Raw genomic sequence first — 24,557 nt, 5'->3', positions numbered from 1 at the left:
GAATATACCTTAAAGACCAAATCGAAATTAATGGATTTGGATGTTCTCATCATTGAAGCTCTACTCACACATAATTACAATGTGGTCGTAAATTACGTCCCATCCTATGTAAAACCTGCATATCAAGGTCTTACTTTTTAAACAGATGCGTGAACTTATTAACGAAATATATTTTTGTTGATAGTATATTTGTTAAAATTTTAATCTTACTTTTGCTCTATTTAAATCTCATTAAAAACATTTTGTGTTAAAAGTGAGGTTTTTATGTATAAAGAAAATTTTAAATGGGGTGTATGTATTGTCGTTTTAGCGTTTTTTTTGACAGCATGTGGGGGGCGTTTAGAAAAAAATATTCCAGTTACCACATTACATGATGGAACAATGAGTTGTTCTGATATTCAACGGGAATTTTTTGCTAATAAGCGCCAAATCGATGCTACAATTAGAGAGCGTTATAAAGCAAGAAATAAAAATGCGGCTTTAGCAGCAACAAGTCTTGTATTTCTTCCTGCTTTGTTTTTTATAGATCCTAAATCCAGTGAAAGTAATGAAATTTCAGCTTTAAATAACCGTAATGCTGTTTTGAGTGATCTTGCACGTACGAAACGTTGTCAAATAGCACAATAATTTTTCTTAGTTTTATTATACGTAATTTCATTATCACTATCACTATTTTTGGTCTTTAAGGAATGTACTTTAAAGACCAAATTTTATTTTAAAAGTAAATTGTATGATATAAATATGATGATGTTTTAAAGGAGGGTTTTCTTTTTGGATAAAGGATTTATCTTCTGCATCATATTATCGCATAATATATATTATGGAACTTTATGGAGAAGTATAGCTAGCATCAGCGTTTTGAGGAACGAAGCTTTAAAATGAGCTACTTAAGTTAGCTAAGATCGAAAATCGAGCCTGTTATTCTGGCTCGAAAATTTCAATCACAATGTTTTTTTATTTTTTACTCTTTTAAAAAAAATAATTACAATTTGTAGTACTATAAAAGCTAAAAACAATATTCCATGAAATAATGGTACAAATGGCTGATAAATAAAATCGGAATAATATATTGTTATTGCTTCAATCAATGCTGCAATACACCACACAATAATACCCCATAGTGAATACATCCAAAGTCCAACTAAGGCAATAGGATAGAGAATAGCCAATATAGCTGATGCAAATTGCCACTGCCAAGGCATAAGATCAAAACGCCATAGAATACCTGGAAAAACACCAACAAGGCGTATCCAATAACAAATACCTAGAACTAAGCAAATAAGTGCCAAAAACCGTAAGTAACAGTTATAGATTAAATTGATTTTTGAAATCTGTTTGTGAGAATTATTTTTCACAATAATAACTCTTGTTCAACAGGTTGGAAGTAAGAATCTACCATTTCATCTGTCACATTTGAAAGTTTATCTGGTTGCCATTGAGGTCTTTTATCCTTATCGATTAACATAGCACGTATACCTTCATAAAAATCATGTGAATGAATCATATGATACGCTATGCGGTTTTCAATTTTCATACAATCTTCCAACGTTTGAGATGAATTTTGTTTCATTTGTTTCCAGATAACTTTTAAACTTGTCGGAGAACGTGACTGCAAAATATCATAACATTCTTTAGCAAATAAAACATCTTCATTGCTTTTTTTATGTAGCAACTCGAGACATTCTTCTAAGGTATGGGCACTAAAACAAGTGTTAATAATACAACGTATTTCATGACTTGTTTCATAGTCTTTTGTAATTGTTCGCTCGTTTAAAGCTAAAGTAGGATCTCCTTGCTCAATAACAGCTTTTCTAATCATATCGAATTCAGTTTCAGCAACGGCGTGTGTTGCTAATCCTAAATTTAAGCAATCTCCCCACTTTATACGTGCGCCCGTTAATGCAAGATAGATACCAAAATGATTGGGAAGAGATGGTAAAAAAAAACTTGCACCTACATCTGGGAAAAATCCAATCGCACCTTCTGGCATAGCAAAAACTGTATTTTCTGTAACAATTCGATGCGAGCCATAGAGAGAAATACCTACCCCTCCTCCCATCCAAATACCGTTTAAGAAAGAAATGTAGGGCTTTGAAAAATGTTTGATATAAGCATTTAAACTATATTCATTTCTAAAGTATTGACAAGCAGCAGCACTTTTCCCCATATGATAGATTTCTACAACATCTCCACCAGCACAAAAAGCACGCCCTTCCCCTTCAATTAAGACACAAGAAACATTATCATCTGTTTCCCATGTTCTGAGAGCTTTTTTTAAAGCTGAAACCATTCGTTGATTAAGAGCGTTTAATGCTGAAGGACGTGTGAGCTTTATAATACCAGCACGCCCTTCTTTCGTAAAAGAAATATCATCATCTGCTCCAAAATTAATTTGCATCTCACACCCTTCTTAAAACAATTATTTCATTGTTTTTTTTATACTTTTTTCCCCAAGTTTAGGAAATATTTGCATGATTGCGCCAATACAATATATATAAATTCCTGTTACCGAAATTCCTATTTTAACCCAATAGGGAGCCTCTAGTTGATAAAAGAAGGCAGAAACACCAAAAAAACACCATAAGAGAAAAATGGGAAAATTAATTCTACGTAAACGAAGGACTCTTACTGGATGAATAAAATAAATTGGCAAAAAAGATATAATCGCCGATAGAACAATAATGATAAAAGTAATCCACTCTCCTGGTCTGACGACAAAAAGCGTAAAAATCATCATATTCCAAACAACAGGAAATCCTTTAAAAAAGTTTTCTTTGGTTTTCATACTAGTATCTGCATAATAAATAGCAGATGAAATAACAATAATTGCACTCAATGAAAATGATAACCCTATCCCCATGAAACCACTTTGATAGAGTGCAAAGGCAGGAATTAAGACATAAGTCACGTAATCAATAATATTATCTAACAGCTCTCCAGACCATGTTGGAAGAACGTACTTAACATCAAGTTTGCGTGCAATTGGTCCATCTATACCATCAACGAGAAGAGCAAGCCCAAGCCAACAGAACATAGCTGTCCATTCTTTTTGAGAGGCTGATATAAGAGAAAGAAACGCTAAAAATGATCCCGAAGCTGTTAGTAAATGAACGGAAAAGGCCTTTGCTTGTGGCATTGTTACTTTTTTATGGCGTAATAATTTAGCATTTGTTTTGATTTTCTTTGTTAATTTACGTTTCAAGGTTTTCTTATCCTCGTTTTTAAAGTCTTCAACCATCTATCAATACGCCATTTTTTAACGATGATATAACTCAGCATTTAAAAAAATCATAAAAAGGTTACTTTTTTATATCGCATTATTTATTACATACTATAATAATAGAAGAGCTTCATATAATAAAAAGAGAGAGATCATTTGGAAATGTTAAAATATTTTCTCAATGAATAAAGGTTCAAATCGTTGTGATATTTGAAAAGGAAGAGCATAAAGATATTGCTGTTATTGGTGCAGGTCCTGTCGGAATGTTAGCCGCGCTGAGTCTTGCACAGAAGGGGCTTTCTGTTTTTCTTGTTGGGCCCCCTGCTCATACAGATGAGTTACGGACAACGGCTCTTATGATGCCTGCAATACGCATGCTTCAAAAACTCAATATTTGGGATAATCTTCAAAAACATGCAGCTGCTTTATCGTCCATGAGAATTATAGATATAACTTCTAGAATTGTGCATGCTCCTACGGTGCATTTTTCTTCTACTGAAATTGGCGAAAAAGCTTTTGGCTATAATATACCTAATGTAAAATTGAACAGTGCTTTAGTCGACGCTGTTACACATACGCCCAATATTACAAGATTTGTTTCTGCAGCCAAATCTGTTCATCACACAAAAAACCATGTATGCATTACTCTTGCTGATCATAGAATTATTCAAGCACCACTTGTTGTTGCAGCTGATGGACGTCACTCTCTTACACGTGCCGCAGCAGGGATAAGTGTGAAACAGTGGAATTATCCACAAAAAGCACTTGTTCTCAACTTTTCTCATGAGTTTTCTCATCAAAATACATCAACTGAATTTCATACAGAACACGGTCCATTTACACAGGTCCCACTACCAGGACGAAGATCTAGTCTTGTATGGGTTGTTCATCCTTCCCGCGCTGAGGAATTATTAAATATAGAACCAAAAACAATTGCAAAAATGATCGAAAACCAAATGCAATCAATGCTTGGAAAGCTAAGCTTAGAAACATCAATTCAAGCATGGCCGCTTTTCGGACTTCTTTCTCATCATTTTGCTGCTAATCGAACAATTTTAGTGGGTGAAGCCGCTCATGTTTTTCCCCCTATTGGGGCACAGGGATTGAATTTAGGATTCCGTGATGTCCAAACTTTAATTGATATTTTACCCAATAAAATATCCAATTCTAACTCTGAAATGATTGTTGCACATTATAACAAATGCCGCAAACCAGATATATTAATCCGAAGTGGAGCTGTTCATACACTGAACTCTGCTCTACTTTCTCATATGTTGCCTGTTCATATCATACGAAGCATTGGGCTTGGTTTGTTGCATAGTTTCCCACCATTACGTAATTTATTTATGCGCGAAGGAATGTATCCCGGTTATGGATTCAAGGAAATTATGCAAATATTTCCAACAAAATCATCAAAACAGCTCTACTAAGCAATAATGGATAATAACGTAAAATAATAAATTGCATTTTGAATCATATCTATTACTAATATAAAAAATATTTTTGTTCTTTCTAAGAAGTAACAATTTATATTAAAATAATTAATTATATTTATTTGATTTATTTATAATAATAACATGTTTAATTAATATAACTGTAAATTATTTTTTATTAAAAATTATTATATATATTTAGTATATTGATATGAAATAAGAGAAAACTGAATTATATACTACAAATTAAATTATAAAGATATCTTGCTAAATCATAGCTGTTAAATTTAGAACTATAAATAAAGTGAAAAATAATACCGTTTTGAAAAAGTTATTTTATAAAATTAATTTTAATAAGAAAATAAATAATAAAAAAACAGTTTTATTTAATCAATATATTTTTAAAAATTTTTATTGTTAAGTATAATATTAAAAATAAAATCATCTTTGGAACCTGTTAGTAACACAGAGGTTAATGAAGTGTTGTTTCAACAAATGGTAACAAGATGACACTAAATAATTTTTTGAAATTAAGTACTTTTTTTATAATGATTGCATGTGTCTCGTTGATAGTCACGACTTCAATAAGTGAAGTTTTTTACCTTCCTTATTGTCAAACCTTTACCTATAGCTCTACTCAAAAGGTCACTAAAATAGGTCAGAACTCATTTACTGCTTCACAAGTTAAAAATTGTCTTATGCAAAATGGTTTTGAGAATATTAAACGATTGCGCTTAGATGACAATGGTATCTGGCGTGCTTTAGTAAAATTTAAAAAGTCCCATTTTTTCGTATCCGTTGACTATTCAGGAACAGTTAGCATTCAAAATGAAAGAAAAGAATATGATTGATTTAAAAACTTACAGCAACGTTTCTTTTCACAGCTGTAAGAAAAAAAAATTAAAAAAGTGCTACCATTCTATTAAAGAATTTGCTTTCATTGGCGGTTTAAATGGTAGCATATCAGGAGCTATCGCGGCAACTCTTGCAGCTTATGGTTATATTGCTCTTCCAGGATTTGGTCCAGTTATCGCAATGGGTATAGGAGTAGCACTTTCTTCCGGAATAATAATAGGAGCACTGATAGGATCAGGAATGGGAGGGAGTGTCGGTATATGCTGTATTTTATTGGGAAATTTATATGAATCATAATAATTTTTTCTCTTATAAATTTCATAATGAATAGAAATTTCTCGTCATTTTTTCTATGAAAAACAATTAAATCATCAACAAATTATATGTTCTTTTTTTGATGAAACGATCATCATATTGTAAATGAAATAATAGCTAACTTACTAAAATTCCTTATTTAATTTCTTATTATACCTCAAAAAGTAGATTTTTTAAAAGCATCTCTTGAAGAAATGTAAGTGAGATATAATTATCCATCCATAAAAGCTGTATTTTTTATAGATCAAAAAATAAAAGTTATGTTCAGAAATATATATAAACACACTTTAATTTATTTGCTCTTTCTAATAACAGAATATTTCTATGTAAATTATTTTTCTTAAAGTTAAATTTAAGACATTTATATAATATATCATTAATATAGATTGTTATTTATAGACAACAATATATTAAAATATAAGTATAAAGGTATTTTATGAAAAAAATATTATTATCATTATTGTTTTTTATGGCATTTTTAATTCATAAAAATTCTGCATTAGCACTATCAAAACAAGTAAATATTTATAAATTAGAATATAACAATTCCAAAAAGGCTATTGGTAGCATTAAAATTGAAGAAACCACATACGGTTTGATTTTCATCCCTAATTTATCTACTTTATCAGAAGGAATGCATGGTTTTCATGTACATGTAAATCCTTCATGTGATACAAAAGATGGCATAATTGGTGGAAGCGCAGGTGGACATTATGATCCGGAACATACCGGAAAACATTTAGGACCTTATAATGTCAATGGTCATCTTGGTGATTTACCAGCACTTTATGTTGATAAGCAGGGATATGCCATAATGAGCGTTCTTGCTCCACGATTAAAAAAAATCTCTGAAATTAAAGGGCGCTCTTTAGTCATTCATTTAGGGGCTGATAATCAATCAGATAAACCATTACCGCTTGGCGGAGGTGGTGCACGTTTAGCGTGCGGTATTATTGAAAAATAAAGAGAGTATTGTGGCAGACTGCGACAGTACACACTTCCTTTACCATAAGGTGTGAGAGAAATTTATTTTTTAAATCTATTTCAAGAAATTGAGTAAACTATGTGAATATTTTATAAAATTAATGTTTTTTTGAATGTTTACTTCGGATAACAAAAAGCTTAGTAATCATCAAAACGAACAGCAATGGAAATTAAAGAAATAGTAGTGTAAATTCTCCGTAAGAAGACTTCAATATGAGGAAGTAATATTTTCCATGCTTGATGTAAACAAAGCAAAAAAGTCGAATTTCACCCTCTATAATAGCAAATTTATAATAAATTATAATCATTAAGTCTAGTATTTAATGGAATCACGCTCAATGCACAAAATAGAACAGGCTTAAAACAGAATTTTTACTCTTCCCCTACTCAACCCTACTCATGAGGTACGTGAGAAAAATTTTAATTGATACAATATCAATATGAGATGGTTTGAAAGGATTGAATACTAGGATATTCATTCCCCTCATTTAAGTTTAAAGACTAATTATCATTAGTAAATCAACATATTATACCAATATAATAAGACAAATAAAATAGTTAGAGTAATTTTCATCATTCTGAAAAAAAGCTTTTAAACAATAGAGTCTTTTTAAAAATACCCCTCATAGATACATATGATCCCAATCTAGAGGACGCATCTCACCAGTTTGATAAAATTGACGAATGAGCTTAATATAATCAAGAAAATCTTCGTTTTCCTCCACTAATCTATTAGCAGTATCCCAATCAATATCACTACGTTCTTTGGCAGGAATTAAGATCTCACTCTCGGAAGAGTTTTCCTTATTAAGTCTTATAAATCCAATTCCATGCAAACTTGAAAGCATCCGAAGCTCTTTTAATGTATCAACTCCTTCAATTTCACTAGCAACTAAATAACTCAAATTAGCCCATGAAGAATTACTAACTGTTTGAAAAAATGCTTTTCGTAAATTTGAACGATTGATGAGAATTTTTACTTCAAAAGACCAAAGCTTTGTCTTTTTATCAAAATATTGCAAAATACAGGCTTTGATTTCACGATTCCATTCCTTGCTTAAATCTTGCATCCCTACGAGATCTGGATAAAGCCATTTATTTCCGCCTGCACCATGTTTATTACGAGAACATTTCTCATTAATGCGCTTGCTATAAACTGCAAGCTCTGACCATAAAAATTTAGATAATAATGGATAAAGATCATGCTCTTTAACAGAGCCATCTTCTGTTCTACTCTTTGCATTGTCCTCTATTGCATCAATTTCAGCACTATCTGTTTGTTCAGTAAAATAATATTGTCTCGGTCGTCCTTCAGTGGTTTTAATTTCTGAATAACGCTTTTGTAACTGAGGGCGTTTTGCCCCTATTTCAGCAACAATTTGCTGAATAAGAGCCGCATCACTATTAAGGGGAGTGATTATTGCCGTTGAATTCTTTTGTTTTTGACGGCATTTTTCTGGGTAATTTTCAAATATCCATTGAGCAATTTCTCGAGCTGTAAACTTTTTTGTCGGGTTTTTCTTTAAAAAATTAAAAACAGTGTTTGTTAAATTTAAAGTCATATGAAAAACTCCCCCTTTTATTCTCTGGGTATTTCATTATATTCAGGCGTTTTAAATGAAAGAACAATAAACTGTTTAAGTTTTTTAAAAAAAGAATATTTATCAAATTACTCAATAAAATTAAAATATTTTTTTTAATTTATGACTATAACTCAAAGATCTTTTTACATAACGAAAATAAGATTGTACTTTTATAAAAAAGTGTAAATGTGCTACAAATCCCCATACAAAAGCATAATCTTGTATAACTTTGCTATACATTTTTCCTTTTATTTTAACGTCGTTAGAAAAAAGTTAAAAATAATTATTCAAACATTTGATTAAACCTCACACCCGTCAATTAAAAAACTTATGTGTTTTATTTTTGAAGCAAAAAGTTATAAGCTCTCAAGTATAGATTCTGAAATGGTAAACTCTGCACACAAACCTTCAAAACTACTATTTGCTTTAATAGCATCATGGGGAATAAGAACATAATACCATTTTTTATCGCCATAAGTCGCCGCATAGCGCGTTGCATGACAACACCATTGAACTGCAGCTTCTCTCTTTTTTAAAACAATAGGATTTTGCATTTCAGAGGCTTTTTTAGGCTCACAAAGATATTTGGCATCCTTCGTTTCTACAACAAAGTCTGGTTCATAGATTGATCTTTTATCATATTCTATTCTGAAAAAACCTCGAGCGGGTTTCATCCATTTCAAGACTTGTGCATCATCCTCTAATATTTGAGCAAATCGTAATTCCCCTTCTACTGAATCAAACTTTTGTAAAGGATAACAGCATTTTCTAAAGCCGCTGAATACAAGTTTTTTAATATCGCTTTTAATGGCAGGAATATTACGAAAATCAAGAGGAGACGTCCCTTGCGGCAACACATAATGGATAGGTTGTAAAATTGTAAAACCTCGTGTAACTTTAACCGCATAATCTTTTTGCGTTTCCCATTGATGTTCTCTTAATTGCGCAACAATAAAACTAGTAAGCTTGTGCTGATAGTGAATTAATACGTTCTCAACAGCTGTATCATTGGGTAAATAAGATCGGAAATGTTCTACTATCTGACTAGCTAATTTTCGTAATAAGAGCGTATGGTTATCATAATCGACAAAGTCATTATCAATCAAACCACGAATGATGTAGTTTTCAAGATAAGGCTCTTTGACATATTCATTCTTAGATGTGAGAAAAATGCTTTTATGGGTACGCAATTCTCGAATTAAAAGTTCTTTACTAACAGGTTGAAAATTTAAGTTTTCTAAATTTTCCAAATCAAAATCATAAAAACCATAAGTAACATCACGCGAAGGAATGAGTATAATATTTGGAATATCTATTATCAGTTCTGTTAATTGTTTTGTCAGAATTGTCACCACTTTTGATACAAGAGACTTTTGTGATGAAGGCTTAATATTCATAACTTTATTAGCAATTTTTTCTTGTATCTGTGCAGAACAAAGCATTTGAGAACTTGGCAATTTATCATTCTCTTTGATAAGATCCCACGCGATCGCTGCAATATCTTGCTCTTCAGGTGTTAATGTAGGGGAATCTGTATGATGTAATATGATACCTTGTAAATCAGAAGATGCTCCATTTATATCGGAATTACGTATTACCATCGTTTGCATCAATAAAGCTTCTACTTGACTTGGAACTGTCACTATATCGGTCTTTTCAAAGGGGATATTCCCTCCTGTTCCAATCTCAATATGCTTTTTTATAATTGAGTTTGGATCGTTTGCACGATCAATAATATCTTGAAAACGATCATGCGCAATAATTGTTAAACGATCAATAGCTTCCACGCCTGTTCTATACCCATAAGGCAAACGCAATCCACGCCCAATTGTTTGCTCTGTTAAAATTTCTGAAGCCGATGCACGCAACGGTACAATAGTATAGAGATTCGTAACATCCCACCCCTCCTTTAATTTATTAACGTGAATAACAATTTCTGTTGAGTCATGAGAATCTTCAATTGCAATCAGCTTTTGAATATTTTGATCTTCTTCTATATTCGACTGTTTTGTATGAATCTCTATAACTTTTCCCTTATAAGCTCCTGCAAAAAAATCATCTGATTCCAATAAATCACGCAATTTCTGTGCATGATTTGTATCTTGAGCGACAACTAAAATAAAAGGCTTAACGAACTTTTTGTTATAATCTTTTGCATAGACAATTAAATCTGCTTTCACGTTTTCATGGGCATGAATTGCATCTTGTAATTTGATATGTTCTAATTGTTCAGATGTATAATTTTGAGGTTGAAAATCTTTACGTGTAGCAACAGCAGGCTCTTTTACAAAACCATCTCTCATAGCCTCTGCAAGTGAATAACTATAGACAACATTTTTAAAATCTACGGGTTTTGCACCTATTGTTTTTGGTGTCGCTGTAAGCTCTATTCCTAAAACAGGTTTTAACTCATTAATTGCTGCCGCACCAGCAGAAGCTCGATAACGATGTGCTTCATCCATTAACAAAACTAAATCAGGAAGATTTGCGAGATAATCAAAATAACTTTCACCAATCGTTTCTTGTAAGCGTTTAATTCGCGGAATACTAGATTTTAGTGCGCCTTTTTTATTATCCGTTGTATTAATTTTAGAAATATTAAAAATATTGATAAAGGCCGTATCTCTATTCTCAAACAAACGCTTTTGTCCTTGAATATGGTGTTCATCAACGCGAATACCTTTACCACTTTCATAATCTTCACCTGTAATAATAACGGGTCTATTGGCAATAAATTCACTCATTCCACTGAAAACATACTTCGGACTTTGGGGACTAAAATCCTGTTTTAACTTTTCATAAATAGTCAAATTTGGCGCTAAAACAAAAAAATGGCGACTACGACCTGTTAAATAAAGATAGCTGATAAAAGCCCCCATAAGTCGCGTTTTCCCAACACCCGTTGCTAAGGCAAAACAAAAAGAGGGAAAGTTTCGTTCAAAATCTTGTACAGAAGGATAAAGATTTTTTATCACTTCTAACTCTGCAACCAAATCAGCATTTTTAGAAAGCTCTATATTTTCTAAGATTTTTACCAAAATATTTAAAGATTCACGTTGAGGATCACGCAACGATAAGCGAGCAGAAATCCTTTTTTCAACAGTGTTCATGAAAAACTCCGCTTTTTATATATTATTCAAATAGATCTAATTCTGCTTGCGCAATATCTTTATTTTTGCTGTTTTCTTTTACCACAATCACTGGTTCAAGATTGGCTACATTTAAACTGTAATCGTCCCTTCCCCATTCGCATTTTTCTAATATTGCACGGGGGATTTTAGTGAGTGTCAGATTTTCAAAGGATGCTGATTTTGTATCAAAGGCTGTACCACAAATCAGCAACGTGCGATGAGAGCCTACCTCTTCACTCATTATACAGAGTTGTTCATGGGTCATGGCGCTCGTTGTGACATAAATATAATCTGTTTCGGTTGAATACCCTTGCATCCAATAATGATTTTCATCAGGTGCGTAGGTAAATCCCATATGTTTGCACATGGCTTCTGATAGCATGGCAGCATTATATTCGCGACTAATAATCCATTGTCCCCATGGATCTTTTTGCAACAGGGAAGGTGCAAGGCGATAATAACGGAATCCACCGCCACCTTGCCAATTGACACTTTTGGAAATTCCCCCTTGATCAGTTCCATCAATGACTTGTTTTAAACGAGGGATAATGTGGGTGTGACAATGCTCACCAAGTTCAATCATAATCCACTTCCTTCCCATTTTATGGGCAACAGCACCGGTTGTGCCAGAACCAGCAAAAGAATCCAGTACAAGATCACCGGGATTAGTGGCAAGTTGAATAATGCGTTCCATTAAACGTTCCGGTTTAGGAGTTGTAAAGACACTATCAGAATTGAAGACTTTGGCTTCTTTTTTTGCATCTTGATTATGGCCAACTTCCTGATAAGGCCAAATGGTCATTGAAACCATACCATTTTTTACCTCTGATAAAAAACGTTTCATAGAAGGAACATTACTTCCTGTTGGACCAAACCAAACACGATTATCTTCTAATAGCTTAGCAAATTTTTGTTTACTAACGCGCCAACTCGTTCCAGCAGGAGGCATCACACTGCGCCCAGAAGGCGTAACAATTTCATAAACATCTTTTAAATTCATAGTCTTAACTGAAAGATTATCTGATTTCCAAGGACCGCGAGGATCATTATCAGGATTTTTATAGCGCGCATCCATATCGCTTGAACGAGGAAGCAATTGAGGGCGCCAAATCGTTTTATCTTTAGCATAAACCATTATAAAATCATGATTATCAGAAAGCCATTTTGTATCATTTTGTGGAGCATATTTCTTTTGCCAAATAATATTGTTGATGAAATTTTGGCGACCAAAAATTTCATCCATCATCACTTTAAGATAGGCTTGTTCATCATCATCAATTGATATCCAGATACTTCCATCATCCGCCAGTAAATGATGTAACAATTCTAGCCTATCTCTCATAAGACTTAGCCATATGGAATGCTCTAAACCATCTTCATAATGTTCAAAAGCATTACCTGTATTATAAGGCGGATCGATATAGATACATTTTACCTTCCCCATATATTCTTGTTCAAGCGCTTTGAGTGCGAGCAAATTGTCACCAAAAATAAGTTTATTATCAAAAATATCTTGGGATGATATTTGATGCGAAGCGTGATAAGATTTTTCAAGATCTTCTAATAAGATACGAGGCTCTAGTTTTGGGCGTTTTTCTTTTCCAATCCAAATGAGTTCTAGTTTTTGTTTATTATAACTCATGCGATCGTCCTTAAATTCAAATGCTTGTGAAAAGTAAACAGCTTATTCATGAATGGCTAAATTAGAGTCTCTTAACAATACTTTTAGTACCATCCGACAGCAATTTGAGCTTCTTCTGACATACAATCAGGTGTCCATGGTGGATCAAAAGTCATAGTGACTTCAACATACGAAACCCCTTCAACTGCACTGACTGCATTTTCTACCCACCCCGGCATTTCACCTGCAACAGGACATCCCGGTGCTGTAAGAGTCATTTCAATTTTTACTGAACGATCATCTTCAATATCAATACGATAAATCAGTCCTAGCTCATAAATATCAGCAGGAATCTCTGGGTCATAAACTGTTTTGAGAGCAGCAATAATATCATTTGTCATACGATCAATTTCGTCTGCTGGAATTGCTGATATGTAAGATTTTTTATTTTCGCTTACAGTTTCAACGGATTCTGTAGAATGACGCTCTTCAATTGATTCAGCCATTAAAAAATGTCCTTGTTTCTTGCAATGCTTCTACTAATTGATCTATATCCTCTTGAGTGTTATACATGGCTAACGATGCGCGGCAAATAGATGTTAGACCAAAGCGCTGTAATAAAGGCTGTGCACAATGAGTTCCCGCACGTATTGCAACCCCTTTTCTATCAATAAACATAGCGATATCATGGGCGTGAATCCCTTCAATTATAAATGATATAATAGCTCCTTTATTGGGAGAATGACCATAAATACGCAATGACTCAACCATTTTAAGTTTTTCCTGCGCATAAGCTAAAAGGGACCTCTCATGGGCATGAATCGTGTTACGACCTTTCTCTTGTATATAATCAATAGCCGCAGTTAATCCAATAGCTTCAACGATAGGAGGAGTGCCTGCTTCAAAACGGTAAGGAGGAGCATTATAAAAAACCTTATCGGTTGTTACCTCCTCGATCATTTCCCCTCCCCCTTGAAAAGGACGCATTTCTTCTAACCTATCTTCTTTACCATACAAAACACCAATACCAGTGGGTCCATAAAGCTTATGACCTGTAAAGACATACCAATCACAATTGAGATCTTGCACATCAACGGTTAAATGTACTGCTCCTTGAGAACCATCAACAAGAACCGGAATAGAATTTTGATGTGCTAGTTTAATAATCTCTTTAACAGGAGGCACAGTTCCTAATATATTGGACATATGCGTTATAGCAACAAGCCGCGTTTTTTCGCTTAAAGCCTTTTGGAAATCTTCAATGTGCAGAACACCATTTTCATCGACAGGAACAAAAATAAGTTTAACACCTTTTTGTTCACGGAGAAAATGCCAAGGAATAATATTTGAATGATGTTCCATGATCGTTAGAACAATCTCATCACCTTCCTTGAGTTTTGGCATCGCCCAACCATAAGCAACAGTATTAATAGCTTCTGTTGCATTTTTCGTAAAAACAATTTCTTCAGCTTTTTGAGCATTTAGAAAAACACGAACGGTTTCACGAGAATTTTCATAGGATTGTGTTGCTATATTGGCTAAAAAATACATTCCCCTATGCACATTAGCATAACTATAGTGATAATAATTATTCATTGCATTGAGTACTGACATTGGTTTTTGGGCAGAAGCACTACTATCAAGATATGCTAATCGCTTTCCATAAACTTGATGGTGCAAAATAGGAAAATCACGCCGAATTTCTTCGACATTATAAGTAAATGTTTGTACGTTATTTTCCATTTTTTCTACCTTAAACATTTTTTTCAAGCCATTTACTAATGATATTCTCCAAAACGATTTGAATATTATCTTGCTTGATGTCATCAATGAGCTCAGAGATAAATCCTTTAATCAAAAGTGCTCGCGCCGTTTTAAATGGGATACCACGTGTCATAAGATAAAAAAGATAATCATGATTAATATTAGCAACTGTTGCACCATGACCACATGCAACATCATCAGCAAAAATCTCCAGTTCAGGCTTTGCATTAAATTCTGCATCATCTGAAAGAATAAGGCTATTACAAGCCATGCGTGCATCTGTTTTTTGCGCTTTTTGAGAAACACGTATTATTCCTTGGAAAACACCAACAGCCTTATCTGTAACCACATTGCGTATAATTTCGGTTGATGTTGATTTTTCTTCCACGTGACGAACAGTCATTGTAAGATCACTATGTGTTTGTCCTGATAATAAATTTATGACGCGTAATTGAAAATCAGATTCTTCTCCCTGTAATTCAATATCGATTTCTTGGCGATTTAATTGACTCCCTATATTAATGACATAAAGTGATAACTTCGCTCTTTGATCAAGAACAGCACAAAATCGACCAAATTGTGTAGAATTAAAATCACGATTGCGAATGAGAATCCACGTAACATCACTATCAGCAGCAACATTTAATGAAAATATTGAACTGACAAAGGTATCTTTATCATTGCCAACCTGATGTTCAATAAACATAACTTGACTATTTTTATCAACTTTTATATCCGAAAAAATATGAGATTGTCCCCCCATTTGTATATTTTGTAATTCAATGGGGATATTTAACTTTGTATTTTCAGGGATGTGAAAAAGCCAACCATCTGTAACAAAAGCTGTATTTAACTGTCCAATAAAATCTTCATCAGAAATGTTTTGATTTATCTGTACAGAATTATCTTCTAATGCGTCTGAAAGGCGTTTTACTGCAATGTTGTCTACCTTTGACTCTATCGATGTTTTTCCATTGTTTATGGAGAAAACAGCACTTTCTGAAAGCAATGCATCAACCAATTGATTGTCTTGAACTTTTGAAAAATTGCTAATAGACTTCAGTAAGGTACGCAGATTGGTATAATGCCAACTTTCGATTTTACGGGAAGGAAGCCGTGTCGTTTGAAACTGCTCAATAGTTTTCTTGCGGATTTCCTGTACAGCTTTATCACCAGGTAAGTGGTTTACATACTGATTAAAATTACTGAGTATATTTTCTTCAACCGCTAACAAGTTTTGCTGTGCATTCATATTTAATAACCTCAAACCGCTTCCCTAATAAGATCAGCATACCCATTTTCCTCTAAATAAAGCGCTAAGGATTTATCACCGCTTTTGATAATTTGTCCTTTATAAAGAACATGTACCGTATCAGGAATAATATAATTAAGCAGCCGTTGATAATGGGTAATCACCAAAAATGAACGTTTTGAATCCCGAAGTTTATTAACACCATCTGCAACAATTTTTAGTGCATCAATATCTAAGCCAGAATCCGTTTCATCTAAAATGCAAAGTGTAGGTTCAAGAAGTGCCATTTGTAAAATTTCAGCGCGTTTTTTTTCTCCACCTGAAAAACCTACATTTAATGGACGCTTTAGCATATCCATATCTATTTCAAGTTTGGCTGAAACTTCTTTAACACATTTTATAAATTCAGGAATTTTAAGTTCTTCGTCACCTCGCGCTTTGCGTTGAGAATTCATCGCAACTTTTAAAAATTCCATTGTTGCTACCCCTGGTATTTCCATTGGATATTGAAATGCAAGAAAAACACCATATGCAGCACGTTCTGCTGGATCCATTTCTAAAAGTGATTGTCCATTATAGAGAATATCTCCTTCTGTTATTTCATAATCATCACGACCAGCAAGCAAATAAGATAAAGTTGATTTTCCGGCTCCATTTTGTCCCATGATAGCGGCAACTTCTCCATCTTGAACTGTCAAGTTTAAACCACGAATAATTTCTGTATCGGTTTCAGCAATACGGGCGTGCAAATTTTTGATCTCTAACATAATTTAATCCTGTTTTGGCTGTTTTTCAGATATCAATGCGTATTATTTTACCTTAGCATCCATCTACTTTTGTAATTACCATAGAGGTCATTTTTAGCATTATGTGCTACCGTTACAGCCTTTTTACATAAAGTCTTCTATTTATCTAATTAAATAAAATTATCCAACACTACCTTCAAGGCTAATACTAATAAGCTTTTGTGCTTCGACAGCAAATTCCATGGGAAGTTTTTGAATGACCTCTTTTACAAAACCATTTACAATTAATGCGATAGCTTCTTCTTCGGGAATTCCTCTTTGCATAACATAAAAAAGTTGGTCATCAGAAATTTTTGATGTTGTGGCTTCATGTTCAAACTGAGCTGTTGCATTTTTTGCTTCAATATAAGGAACTGTATGCGCACCACAATCATTCCCGATTAACAAACTATCACATTGCGTAAAGTTACGCGCATTTTGTGCTTTTCGATGCGCTGTGACTTGTCCTCGATACGTGTTATTTGAAAAACCTGCAGAAATACCTTTGGAAATAATGCGACTGGAAGTATTTTTTCCCAAATGAATCATTTTTGTACCGGAATCAATTTGTTGATAACCGTTTGCAACGGCAATAGAATAAAATTCTCCACGCGCATTATTACCACGGAGTAAGCAGGATGGATATTTCCAAGTAATCGCAGAACCAGTCTCAACTTGTGTCCATGAAATTTTAGAGCTATCACCTCGACAATCTCCACGCTTCGTCACAAAATTATAAATACCGCCCTTTCCATCTTTATCGCCAGGATACCAGTTTTGTACTGTAGAATATTTAATCTCTGCATTTTCAAGGGCAATAAGCTCAACAACAGCAGCATGAAGTTGGTTTTCATCACGTTGGGGTGCTGTACACCCTTCAAGATAAGAAACATAGGAATCTTCAGCGGCGATAATCAATGTTCGTTCAAATTGGCCAGTGTTGCGTTCATTAATCCTAAAATAAGTTGAAAGCTCCATAGGACAACGAACCCCTTTAGGAATATAAACAAATGAACCATCTGTAAAGACAGCTGCATTTAAGGCCGCATAATAATTATCACTTATAGGTACAACTGTTCCTAAATATTCTTTAATAAGCTCAGAATGTTCAATAATCGCCTCTGAAATAGAACAAAAAATCACACCAGCACGTGCCAGCTCTTTTTTGAATGTTGTTACAACAGAAACAGAATCAAAGACTGCATCAACAGCCACCTGCCCCGATACAGACATACTGTCATCAAAAGTGGAGGGATCAGACTGTTTTCTTACTCCTGCCAAAATCTCTTGTTCTTTAAGGGGAATGCCAAGTTTTTCGTACGTTGCTAATAACTCAGGATCCACTTCATCCAAAGATTTTGGTCCTGTATGATTTTTTGGAGCAGCATAATAATAAAGCTCCTGAAAATCAATTTTAGGATATTCAAGACGCGCCCAATGAGGCTCTTGCATTGTCAGCCAACGGCGGTAAGCTTTTAAGCGCCATGTTAGCATCCATTCAGGCTCATTTTTTTTAGCGGAAATAAATTTGATAATATCCTCATTTAAGCCTTTTGGAGCTTTATCGGTTTCAATATTGGTTTCAAAACCATATTTATATTGGTCAACATCTATTTCACGTACTTGGCGTATCGTTTCTTGTACTGCCGGCATAAATTTTCTCCATTTTTTGGCGTCAAAAACCGGTAACTAAAGTCTTGTTTTTTACAAGATTAAAGTAAGCAAGTTATCTCCTAGGCTATAGGTAAAGCGCAAAAATTTCAATCAAACTTATTTTATTTTTAAAATAATTCTAATTTTTATAACTTTCTGATGATAAATCTTCCCCTTTTTTCCTGCTTATAATTTGAGAAAAAAACGACAGAAAATCATCAATATCTTCAGAAGTTGTGCCACGCCCTAGCGAAATGCGAATGGCACCATTTGGAACATGATACCCCATTGCCTCCAACACTTTGCTTTGTTTTACTTTTCCCGAAGAACAGGCAGAGCCGGATGATAAAGAAAACCCTTCTAAATCAAAAGCAATTTGCATCGTTTCAGCTTTTATATTTTTCACGGTAAAGTAAGTTGTATTTGGCAAACGTTGAACTCTTTTGCCAAAAATCTCAACATTTTTACTTATTTTTTGTAGTCCAGCTTCTAATTTATTGCGTAAATATATTAACTGTTTTATTTCCTCCTGTGTGAAGCAATCAGTCATTGCTGCCCCAAAAGCAGCAATAAGGGGCAATGCTTCTGTTCCTCCACGGAGACCTTTTTCTTGTCCTCCTCCAATAATAAGAGGGTGTGGCATGAGAAGATTACCACATGAAACAAAAGCACCAATTCCTTTAGGACCGCCAATTTTATGGGCAGACAGTATAAAAAAGTCTCCTCCTAACTGATGAATATCCACAAAATTTTTATCTACATATTGTGTCAAATCAACTATAAGAGTGCCTCCTAAATCCCGAACAATAGCGGCGATTTCTGTTAACGGTTGAATAACACCCGTTTCACTATTTGCAGCTTGAATAGCAACAAGAGGTAAACCTTTTGTTTTATCGTGAACCGTTAAGAGTGATGTTAATTTATCTTGTTGTATGAGCCCATCTTGATCAACATCAATGACGCTTATCAATTCTTTAGAAAAACGTCCTCCCTCTGCAACAGAGGGATGTTCAGTCGCTCCAAGGTAAAGATGAGAAAATTTAACTTTTGCTTTCCCCATATTGTAAAAAGGTGTTAACAAAGTCATTGCGGCTTCACTCGCACCAGAGGTAAATACCACGTGATCTGGATCTGTTTTAAGATTTTCAGCGATTTGCCGACGGGACTTTTGCAACAAAGTTTTAGCGGCACGCCCTTCCTTATGAACCGATGATGGATTACCAAATATCTCTAAAGATTCCAGTAACGCTATCCGTGCCACTTTTTTGAGCGGTGTTGTTGCGTTATGATCAAAATATCGGCGTTTTATAACCATTTTACATCGCAATCATTAATCTTATGAATTGATTGAAAAAATAGCGCATTTTTCTTGAAAAGTGCACTAAAAAAAGAATATCTAATAATTATTTAAGAGATTCTATGGTAAAAGTCGACCAGGGTCAAAGAGAGCCTTTTATTGCATTAAGGAGCATTTTATGCCAGAAATTATTTTTAACGGTCCCGCGGGTCGGCTCGAAGGGCGTTATCAACCTTCACAACAAAAAAATGCACCCATTGCGATCATTTTGCATCCTCATCCCCAATTTGGTGGAACTATGAATCATAAAATTGTCTATGACCTCTTTTATATGTTCCAACAACGTGGCTTTACAACTTTACGTTTTAACTTTCGTGGTATTGGTCGTAGTCAGGGTGAATTTGATTATGGAATAGGAGAACTTTCAGATGCTGCTGCTGCTCTCGATTGGGTGCAGACACAACATCCAGACTCTAAAAATTGTTGGGTAGCAGGATACTCATTTGGAGCATGGATTGGTATGCAGCTTTTAATGCGCCGACCGGAAATTGAGGGATTTATCTCAGTTGCCCCTCAGCCTAATGTTTATGACTTTTCATTTCTTGCACCTTGTCCCTCTTCTGGACTTATCATTCATGGCGGTATCGATAAAGTTGCCCCTCCAAAAGATGTTCAAATACTTGTCGATAAATTAAAAACACAAAAAGGTATCATCATTACACAAGAAATATTGGAAGAGGCTAATCACTTTTTCAGTGGATGTCATGAAAAACTTATTGAACGATGTGCCCACTATTTGGATAACCATATCTCCAATGAACTTCTCGCTCCTCCTCCTGAAATACTTTCACTAACTTAGGAAAATACGATAGATTTATAAAAAATTAGCAAAAATCGTCTCTGATCATAACAAAGTAATTTTTTTAGTCTGCATTTAAAATTTTTCTAAATTTTATTTCAGGATAGAAATGAGAATAACAGAACACCTTTTTTCTATTACTAAGAAGTTTCTTTTTTAGCGTAAAAAGGAAATAATACCTGTATTATTATCTTTATACTACCAATATGTCTCTTTCTCTTGTGAGGTGTGCGTCAGTTATGATAGATAACGCATTAATAATTCGTTATATAATCGCCTATTATATACAATAAATGCACTCTTAAATTAGGAAATTAAATCTGTGTTTGCCTTTAAATCTGATTTTTTACACATTATGAGCGAACGTGGTTTTATCCACCAAATTTCAGATGAAAAAGGCTTAGATGATCTTTTTTCAAAAGAAACTGTAAGCGCTTATACTGGATTTGACCCAACAGCATCGAGTTTACATGCTGGAAGTCTTCTTCAGATTATGATGCTTTATTGGTTACAAAAAACGGGTCATCGCCCCATTGCTTTAATGGGTGGAGGAACCGGATTGATTGGTGATCCTTCTTTCAAAGACGAAGCGCGACGCCTTCTGACACAAGATGATATTGCTGCAAATATTGATGGTATTAAAAAGGTATTTGCTAACTATTTGACATTCGGTGACCGAGAAACCGATGCTTGTATTGTGAATAATGCTGAATGGTTATGCAATTTAAACTACTTAGAATTTTTGCGTGATGTAGGAAAGCATTTTTCTGTCAACCGTATGTTGTCATTTGATTCTGTCAGACTCAGACTTGAGCGTGAGCACTCTTTGTCATTCTTAGAGTTTAATTATATGATTCTGCAAGCTTATGACTTTGTTGAACTTTATAAACGTTATGGGTTGCGTATGCAAATGGGGGGCTCTGATCAGTGGGGCAACATTATTAACGGAATCGAATTAGGACATCGTTTAGGAACACCGCAATTATATGCGTTAACATCACCATTGCTGACAACCTCTTCCGGTGCCAAAATGGGTAAATCATTGAATGGGGCTGTATGGCTAAATGCGGATAAACTTTCACCTTATCAATTTTGGCAATACTGGCGCAATACAGAAGATGCTGATGTAACACGATTTCTAAAGCTCTATACTCCATTGCCGATGGATGAGATTCTTAAACTTTCTCTATTACAAGGAACTGAAATTAACGAAGCAAAAAAAATTCTTGCAACAGAAATTACAGCAATGTTGCATGGACGTGTTCTTGCTGATGCAGCAGCAGAAACGGCTCGCAAGACGTTTGAAGAAAAAACTCTGGGAGAAAATCTTCCAACTGTTGAAATTAATGCCTCAGAATTAAAAAAAGGTGTTGGATTGCTCACTCTTTTAGTACAAGCAGGACTCGCTAGATCGAATAGTGAGGCACGCCGACACGTTCAAGGTGGAGGTGTCCGTGTAAATGATCAAATTATTGAGGATGAAACACATCTTATTATTGAAAGGGATGTCAGTGCAGAAGGAACCATTAAACTTTCTTTTGGTAAGAAAAAACATGTTGTGATGAAACCAGTATAATCTTTTGCTGTTTTGTTTATGTTGTTCACGTCGAGCTTGTTCTTTCAATTCAATCGTTGTGATAGGGCGAATTTTGTTAGGGAAATAAAAGTCTCTTCAAAACGATAAAATTCTAGAGAGTTGAATAGTTCTTTTCTTCTGTGTACTCTGATATTTTATACCTGTTACACAAAAAAGAAAGATGAAAACAATGACAAGACCAATGAAAGGTGCTCTTGCTCCTGATTTTACTTTGCCGCGCGATGGAGGAGAGACAGTGTGTCTTTCTGACTTTAAAGGAAAGCCTGTTGTTTTATATTTTTATCCAAAAGATGACACCAGTGGTTGCACAAGTGAAGCACTTGATTTCACAAAATTAAAGATGAAATTTGATGAAATCGGTGTTGCTGTTATTGGAATCTCTCCAGATAATGTAAAAAAACATGATAAATTTAAAATAAAACATGAACTTGATGTCATCTTGGTTTCTGATGAAGAAAAAACGACCCTCGAAGCTTATGGTGTTTGGGTTGAGAAAAGCATGTATGGACGCAAATATATGGGAGTTGAACGGAGCACTTTTTTAATTGATGCAAATGGAATAATAGTAGAAGAATGGCGCAAAGTAAGCGTATCTGGGCATGCTGAAAATGTTTTAGCTACTGCAACACTTTTATATCATAATGGTAACTTGTAAATTGAGTGTTTGATTTACCTTCAAAAGCAAAAGTTATTCTCCCTAATTGATTTTAGTTTTTCAACGGATTCAATTTTTACAATATATTGATTTATAAGGATAATGAATTGTTTTACATTTATATTAGTCCCCCGAATATCGCAAAATTTTCTGATTTCAGATTCTTCCTATCACTTGCAATATCATAAGCAGAATTAGCGTGTGAGAAAAAGTTGAAGAAAGGAACAAGAAAATCCCCCTTTAAACCTTTAAAGTATCAAAGGCTATATAACATCACAGCATCCATAAAACGAACAGCTTAAGAAAAAATCTACATGGCTTGAAGGAAGGATATGTAATTAACGAATATCCTCAGTTTTTTTGTCTTGTCCATAAATGCGCCGTGCGAGTGCTGCCTCTATAAATGCATCTAAATTACCATTAAGTACGGATTGTGGATCCGTATTTTCAATTCCTGTACGCAAATCTTTGACAAGCTGATAGGGTTGAAGAACATAAGATCTAATTTGATGTCCCCATCCGATTTCTGTTTTAGAAGATTCAGCAGCATTGGTTTCTTCTTCTCTTTTTTTAAGCTCTTCTTCATAAAGCCGTGCACGCAACATCGACCAAGCCGTAGCGCGATTTTTATGTTGAGAACGCTCTGTTTGACATTGAACAACAATACCCGTTTTTATATGTGTGATGCGAACAGCAGAATCTGTTGTGTTAACATGTTGTCCTCCTGCTCCAGATGCACGATATGTATCAATACGCACATCTGCCTCTGAAACATCAACTTCAATATTGTCATCAATAACTGGATAGACCCAAATGCTCGCAAAAGAAGTATGGCGCTTTGCATTCGAATCAAATGGAGAAATCCGTACTAAGCGATGAACGCCTGATTCTGTTTTTAACATTCCATAAGCATTATGCCCTTTTACAAGAATAGTCGCTGACTTTATTCCTGCTTCTTCTCCATCATGAATTTCTAAAATTTCAACCTTCATTTCATGCTGTTCAGCCCATCGCATATACATACGTAAGAGCATAGAAGCCCAATCTTGGCTTTCTGTTCCCCCTGCTCCAGCATGAACTTCTAAATAGGTATCATTCGGATCTGCCTCTCCTGAAAGAAGTACGTCAATTTGCCTTTTATCTATCTCATTTTTAAGATTACGTATTGATCTTTCTGCATCAGCGATAATTTCCACATCACTTTCTTCTTCGCCCATCGCAATAAGCTCAATGCATTCTTCAAGTGTTTTTGTAAATGATAAAAGACCATTGATTGAATCATCAAGACGTTGACGCTCACGCATCATATCCTGTGCTCGTTGTGCATCATCCCATAATGATGGATCTTCCGCTTTTTGATTAAGATATTCAAGACGCTTTAGTGATTGATCCCAGTCAAAGATGCCCCCTTAGCAATTGTATTGCTTTCTGGATTTCATCAACTAATGTTTCTATTTCTGCTCGCATAATTTAACACCGTATTTTTAAAAACTCTTTTTGGTTGTGTCTCTTAGCATTTTATACAAATTTAATAGCTGCTATCAGAAAATGGT

At 34.4% G+C, this 24,557-nt stretch carries 21 protein-coding genes and 1 pseudogene; 9 read left to right on the top strand and 13 right to left on the bottom strand.

Translation table 11 applies throughout. The features are described 5' to 3' along the window. Positions 1-12 precede the first annotated feature (12 nt). Positions 13-141: pseudogene (locus ACFINK_RS05620) on the top strand (MBL fold metallo-hydrolase); the annotation flags it as partial. A gap of 123 nt (positions 142-264) precedes the next feature. Further along, positions 265-627 carry a hypothetical protein gene (locus ACFINK_RS05615; protein ID WP_375618144.1) on the top strand — a complete coding sequence of 121 codons (363 nt, stop codon included), beginning with the start codon at positions 265-267 and terminating at the stop codon, positions 625-627. Between the two features lie 314 nt (positions 628-941). Here the strand turns inward: ACFINK_RS05615 and ACFINK_RS05610 are convergent, their stop codons facing one another. Genes ACFINK_RS05610 through pcsA form a run of 3 tightly spaced genes read right to left on the bottom strand, consistent with a single transcriptional unit; the run spans position 942 to position 3,238 of the window. Further along, positions 942-1,355, bottom strand: a complete 414-nt coding sequence (locus tag ACFINK_RS05610; protein WP_375611911.1) for a DUF6163 family protein — start codon at positions 1,353-1,355, stop codon at positions 942-944. Then, positions 1,352-2,398, bottom strand: coding sequence for an enoyl-CoA hydratase/isomerase family protein (locus tag ACFINK_RS05605; RefSeq protein ID WP_375638401.1), 1,047 nt, complete (start codon positions 2,396-2,398; stop codon positions 1,352-1,354). The genes ACFINK_RS05610 and ACFINK_RS05605 overlap by 4 nt, the downstream gene beginning before the upstream one ends. A gap of 21 nt (positions 2,399-2,419) precedes the next feature. After that, positions 2,420-3,238 (bottom strand): phosphatidylcholine synthase, encoded by an 819-nt coding sequence (pcsA, locus tag ACFINK_RS05600; protein WP_375638400.1) that lies wholly within the window; start codon positions 3,236-3,238, stop codon positions 2,420-2,422. A 185-nt stretch (positions 3,239-3,423) separates the two neighbouring features. On the opposite strand from pcsA, the gene ACFINK_RS05595 reads away from it, so the two are divergent. The 4 genes from ACFINK_RS05595 (at position 3,424) to sodC (ending at position 6,787) form a co-directional block, all read left to right on the top strand. Continuing rightward, positions 3,424-4,650: a UbiH/UbiF family hydroxylase gene (locus tag ACFINK_RS05595; RefSeq protein WP_375632233.1), complete on the top strand. Its 1,227-nt coding sequence runs from the start codon at positions 3,424-3,426 to the stop codon at positions 4,648-4,650. A gap of 509 nt (positions 4,651-5,159) precedes the next feature. Further along, the gene (locus ACFINK_RS05590) at positions 5,160-5,504 is read left to right on the top strand and encodes a hypothetical protein (RefSeq protein ID WP_375638399.1); all 345 of its coding nucleotides are present in this window, start codon (positions 5,160-5,162) and stop codon (positions 5,502-5,504) included. Beyond that, positions 5,497-5,805: a hypothetical protein gene (locus ACFINK_RS05585; protein WP_375636733.1), complete on the top strand. Its 309-nt coding sequence runs from the start codon at positions 5,497-5,499 to the stop codon at positions 5,803-5,805. The genes ACFINK_RS05590 and ACFINK_RS05585 overlap by 8 nt, the downstream gene beginning before the upstream one ends. A 454-nt stretch (positions 5,806-6,259) precedes the next feature. Further along, positions 6,260-6,787: a superoxide dismutase [Cu-Zn] SodC gene (sodC, locus tag ACFINK_RS05580; RefSeq protein WP_375632234.1), complete on the top strand. Its 528-nt coding sequence runs from the start codon at positions 6,260-6,262 to the stop codon at positions 6,785-6,787. Between the two features lie 643 nt (positions 6,788-7,430). On the opposite strand, the gene ACFINK_RS05575 is transcribed toward sodC, so the two are convergent. The 9 genes from ACFINK_RS05575 to ACFINK_RS05535 all read right to left on the bottom strand — a co-directional run bounded on the left by ACFINK_RS05575 (position 7,431) and on the right by ACFINK_RS05535 (position 19,911). After that, the gene (locus ACFINK_RS05575; RefSeq protein WP_375638398.1) at positions 7,431-8,369 is read right to left on the bottom strand and encodes a COG2958 family protein; all 939 of its coding nucleotides are present in this window, start codon (positions 8,367-8,369) and stop codon (positions 7,431-7,433) included. A gap of 377 nt (positions 8,370-8,746) precedes the next feature. Next, on the bottom strand, positions 8,747-11,500 hold the full coding sequence (locus ACFINK_RS05570; protein WP_375638397.1) for a DEAD/DEAH box helicase: 2,754 nt from the start codon (positions 11,498-11,500) through the stop codon (positions 8,747-8,749). Between the two features lie 22 nt (positions 11,501-11,522). Beyond that, positions 11,523-13,163: a site-specific DNA-methyltransferase gene (locus ACFINK_RS05565; protein WP_375638396.1), complete on the bottom strand. Its 1,641-nt coding sequence runs from the start codon at positions 13,161-13,163 to the stop codon at positions 11,523-11,525. 83 nt (positions 13,164-13,246) lie between these two features. Next, complete coding sequence (locus tag ACFINK_RS05560; protein ID WP_273787976.1) at positions 13,247-13,648, bottom strand: SUF system Fe-S cluster assembly protein; 402 nt, start codon at positions 13,646-13,648, stop codon at positions 13,247-13,249. Beyond that, on the bottom strand, positions 13,641-14,885 hold the full coding sequence (locus ACFINK_RS05555) for a cysteine desulfurase (protein ID WP_375611900.1): 1,245 nt from the start codon (positions 14,883-14,885) through the stop codon (positions 13,641-13,643). The genes ACFINK_RS05560 and ACFINK_RS05555 overlap by 8 nt, the downstream gene beginning before the upstream one ends. Positions 14,886-14,895: 10 nt before the next feature. Then, positions 14,896-16,158: a Fe-S cluster assembly protein SufD gene (gene sufD, locus ACFINK_RS05550; protein WP_375611953.1), complete on the bottom strand. Its 1,263-nt coding sequence runs from the start codon at positions 16,156-16,158 to the stop codon at positions 14,896-14,898. Positions 16,159-16,169: 11 nt separating this feature from the next. After that, positions 16,170-16,925, bottom strand: coding sequence for a Fe-S cluster assembly ATPase SufC (gene sufC, locus ACFINK_RS05545; protein ID WP_375613438.1), 756 nt, complete (start codon positions 16,923-16,925; stop codon positions 16,170-16,172). A 159-nt stretch (positions 16,926-17,084) separates the two neighbouring features. Next, positions 17,085-18,596 carry a Fe-S cluster assembly protein SufB gene (gene sufB / locus ACFINK_RS05540; RefSeq protein WP_375613439.1) on the bottom strand — a complete coding sequence of 504 codons (1,512 nt, stop codon included), beginning with the start codon at positions 18,594-18,596 and terminating at the stop codon, positions 17,085-17,087. Positions 18,597-18,735: 139 nt separating this feature from the next. Further along, complete coding sequence (locus ACFINK_RS05535) at positions 18,736-19,911, bottom strand: cysteine desulfurase family protein (RefSeq protein ID WP_375628096.1); 1,176 nt, start codon at positions 19,909-19,911, stop codon at positions 18,736-18,738. A gap of 160 nt (positions 19,912-20,071) precedes the next feature. Between ACFINK_RS05535 and ACFINK_RS05530 the strand changes: the two genes are divergently transcribed. The 3 genes from ACFINK_RS05530 (at position 20,072) to ACFINK_RS05520 (ending at position 23,004) form a co-directional block, all read left to right on the top strand. Further along, a complete protein-coding gene (locus ACFINK_RS05530; protein ID WP_375613441.1) occupies positions 20,072-20,752 on the top strand; it encodes an alpha/beta hydrolase in 681 nt (226 codons plus the stop codon). Between the two features lie 322 nt (positions 20,753-21,074). After that, on the top strand, positions 21,075-22,328 hold the full coding sequence (gene tyrS / locus ACFINK_RS05525; RefSeq protein ID WP_375638395.1) for a tyrosine--tRNA ligase: 1,254 nt from the start codon (positions 21,075-21,077) through the stop codon (positions 22,326-22,328). Between the two features lie 190 nt (positions 22,329-22,518). After that, on the top strand, positions 22,519-23,004 hold the full coding sequence (locus tag ACFINK_RS05520; RefSeq protein ID WP_375611894.1) for a peroxiredoxin: 486 nt from the start codon (positions 22,519-22,521) through the stop codon (positions 23,002-23,004). A gap of 338 nt (positions 23,005-23,342) precedes the next feature. Here the strand turns inward: ACFINK_RS05520 and prfB are convergent. Further along, positions 23,343-24,471 (bottom strand): peptide chain release factor 2 gene (gene prfB, locus ACFINK_RS05515; RefSeq protein WP_375611893.1). Its coding sequence is split into 2 segments (ribosomal slippage): positions 23,343-24,401 and positions 24,403-24,471, totalling 1,128 coding nucleotides; the frame shifts between segments, so codons are not numbered across the junction. Between the last annotated feature and the right edge of the window lie 86 nt (positions 24,472-24,557).

Source organism: Bartonella sp. AA16NXGY (assembly GCF_042197325.1).
Lineage (GTDB): Bacteria > Pseudomonadota > Alphaproteobacteria > Rhizobiales > Rhizobiaceae > Bartonella.
The sequence above is the reverse complement of the archived record's forward strand: the minus strand, read 5'-3'. Positions and strand labels throughout refer to the sequence as shown.

Coding starts and splice junctions, on each gene's coding strand:
- ACFINK_RS05615 (WP_375618144.1), top strand. CDS start 265: ATGTATAAAGAAAATTTTAAATGGGGTGTATGTATTGTCGTTTTAGCG.
- ACFINK_RS05605 (WP_375638401.1), bottom strand. CDS start 2,398: ATGCAAATTAATTTTGGAGCAGATGATGATATTTCTTTTACGAAAGAA.
- pcsA (WP_375638400.1), bottom strand. CDS start 3,238: ATGGTTGAAGACTTTAAAAACGAGGATAAGAAAACCTTGAAACGTAAA.
- ACFINK_RS05590 (WP_375638399.1), top strand. CDS start 5,160: ATGACACTAAATAATTTTTTGAAATTAAGTACTTTTTTTATAATGATT.
- ACFINK_RS05585 (WP_375636733.1), top strand. CDS start 5,497: ATGATTGATTTAAAAACTTACAGCAACGTTTCTTTTCACAGCTGTAAG.
- sodC (WP_375632234.1), top strand. CDS start 6,260: ATGAAAAAAATATTATTATCATTATTGTTTTTTATGGCATTTTTAATT.
- ACFINK_RS05575 (WP_375638398.1), bottom strand. CDS start 8,369: ATGACTTTAAATTTAACAAACACTGTTTTTAATTTTTTAAAGAAAAAC.
- ACFINK_RS05570 (WP_375638397.1), bottom strand. CDS start 11,500: ATGAACACTGTTGAAAAAAGGATTTCTGCTCGCTTATCGTTGCGTGAT.
- ACFINK_RS05565 (WP_375638396.1), bottom strand. CDS start 13,163: ATGAGTTATAATAAACAAAAACTAGAACTCATTTGGATTGGAAAAGAA.
- ACFINK_RS05560 (WP_273787976.1), bottom strand. CDS start 13,648: ATGGCTGAATCAATTGAAGAGCGTCATTCTACAGAATCCGTTGAAACT.
- ACFINK_RS05555 (WP_375611900.1), bottom strand. CDS start 14,885: ATGGAAAATAACGTACAAACATTTACTTATAATGTCGAAGAAATTCGG.
- sufD (WP_375611953.1), bottom strand. CDS start 16,158: ATGAATGCACAGCAAAACTTGTTAGCGGTTGAAGAAAATATACTCAGT.
- sufC (WP_375613438.1), bottom strand. CDS start 16,925: ATGTTAGAGATCAAAAATTTGCACGCCCGTATTGCTGAAACCGATACA.
- sufB (WP_375613439.1), bottom strand. CDS start 18,596: ATGCCGGCAGTACAAGAAACGATACGCCAAGTACGTGAAATAGATGTT.
- ACFINK_RS05535 (WP_375628096.1), bottom strand. CDS start 19,911: ATGGTTATAAAACGCCGATATTTTGATCATAACGCAACAACACCGCTC.
- ACFINK_RS05530 (WP_375613441.1), top strand. CDS start 20,072: ATGCCAGAAATTATTTTTAACGGTCCCGCGGGTCGGCTCGAAGGGCGT.
- ACFINK_RS05520 (WP_375611894.1), top strand. CDS start 22,519: ATGACAAGACCAATGAAAGGTGCTCTTGCTCCTGATTTTACTTTGCCG.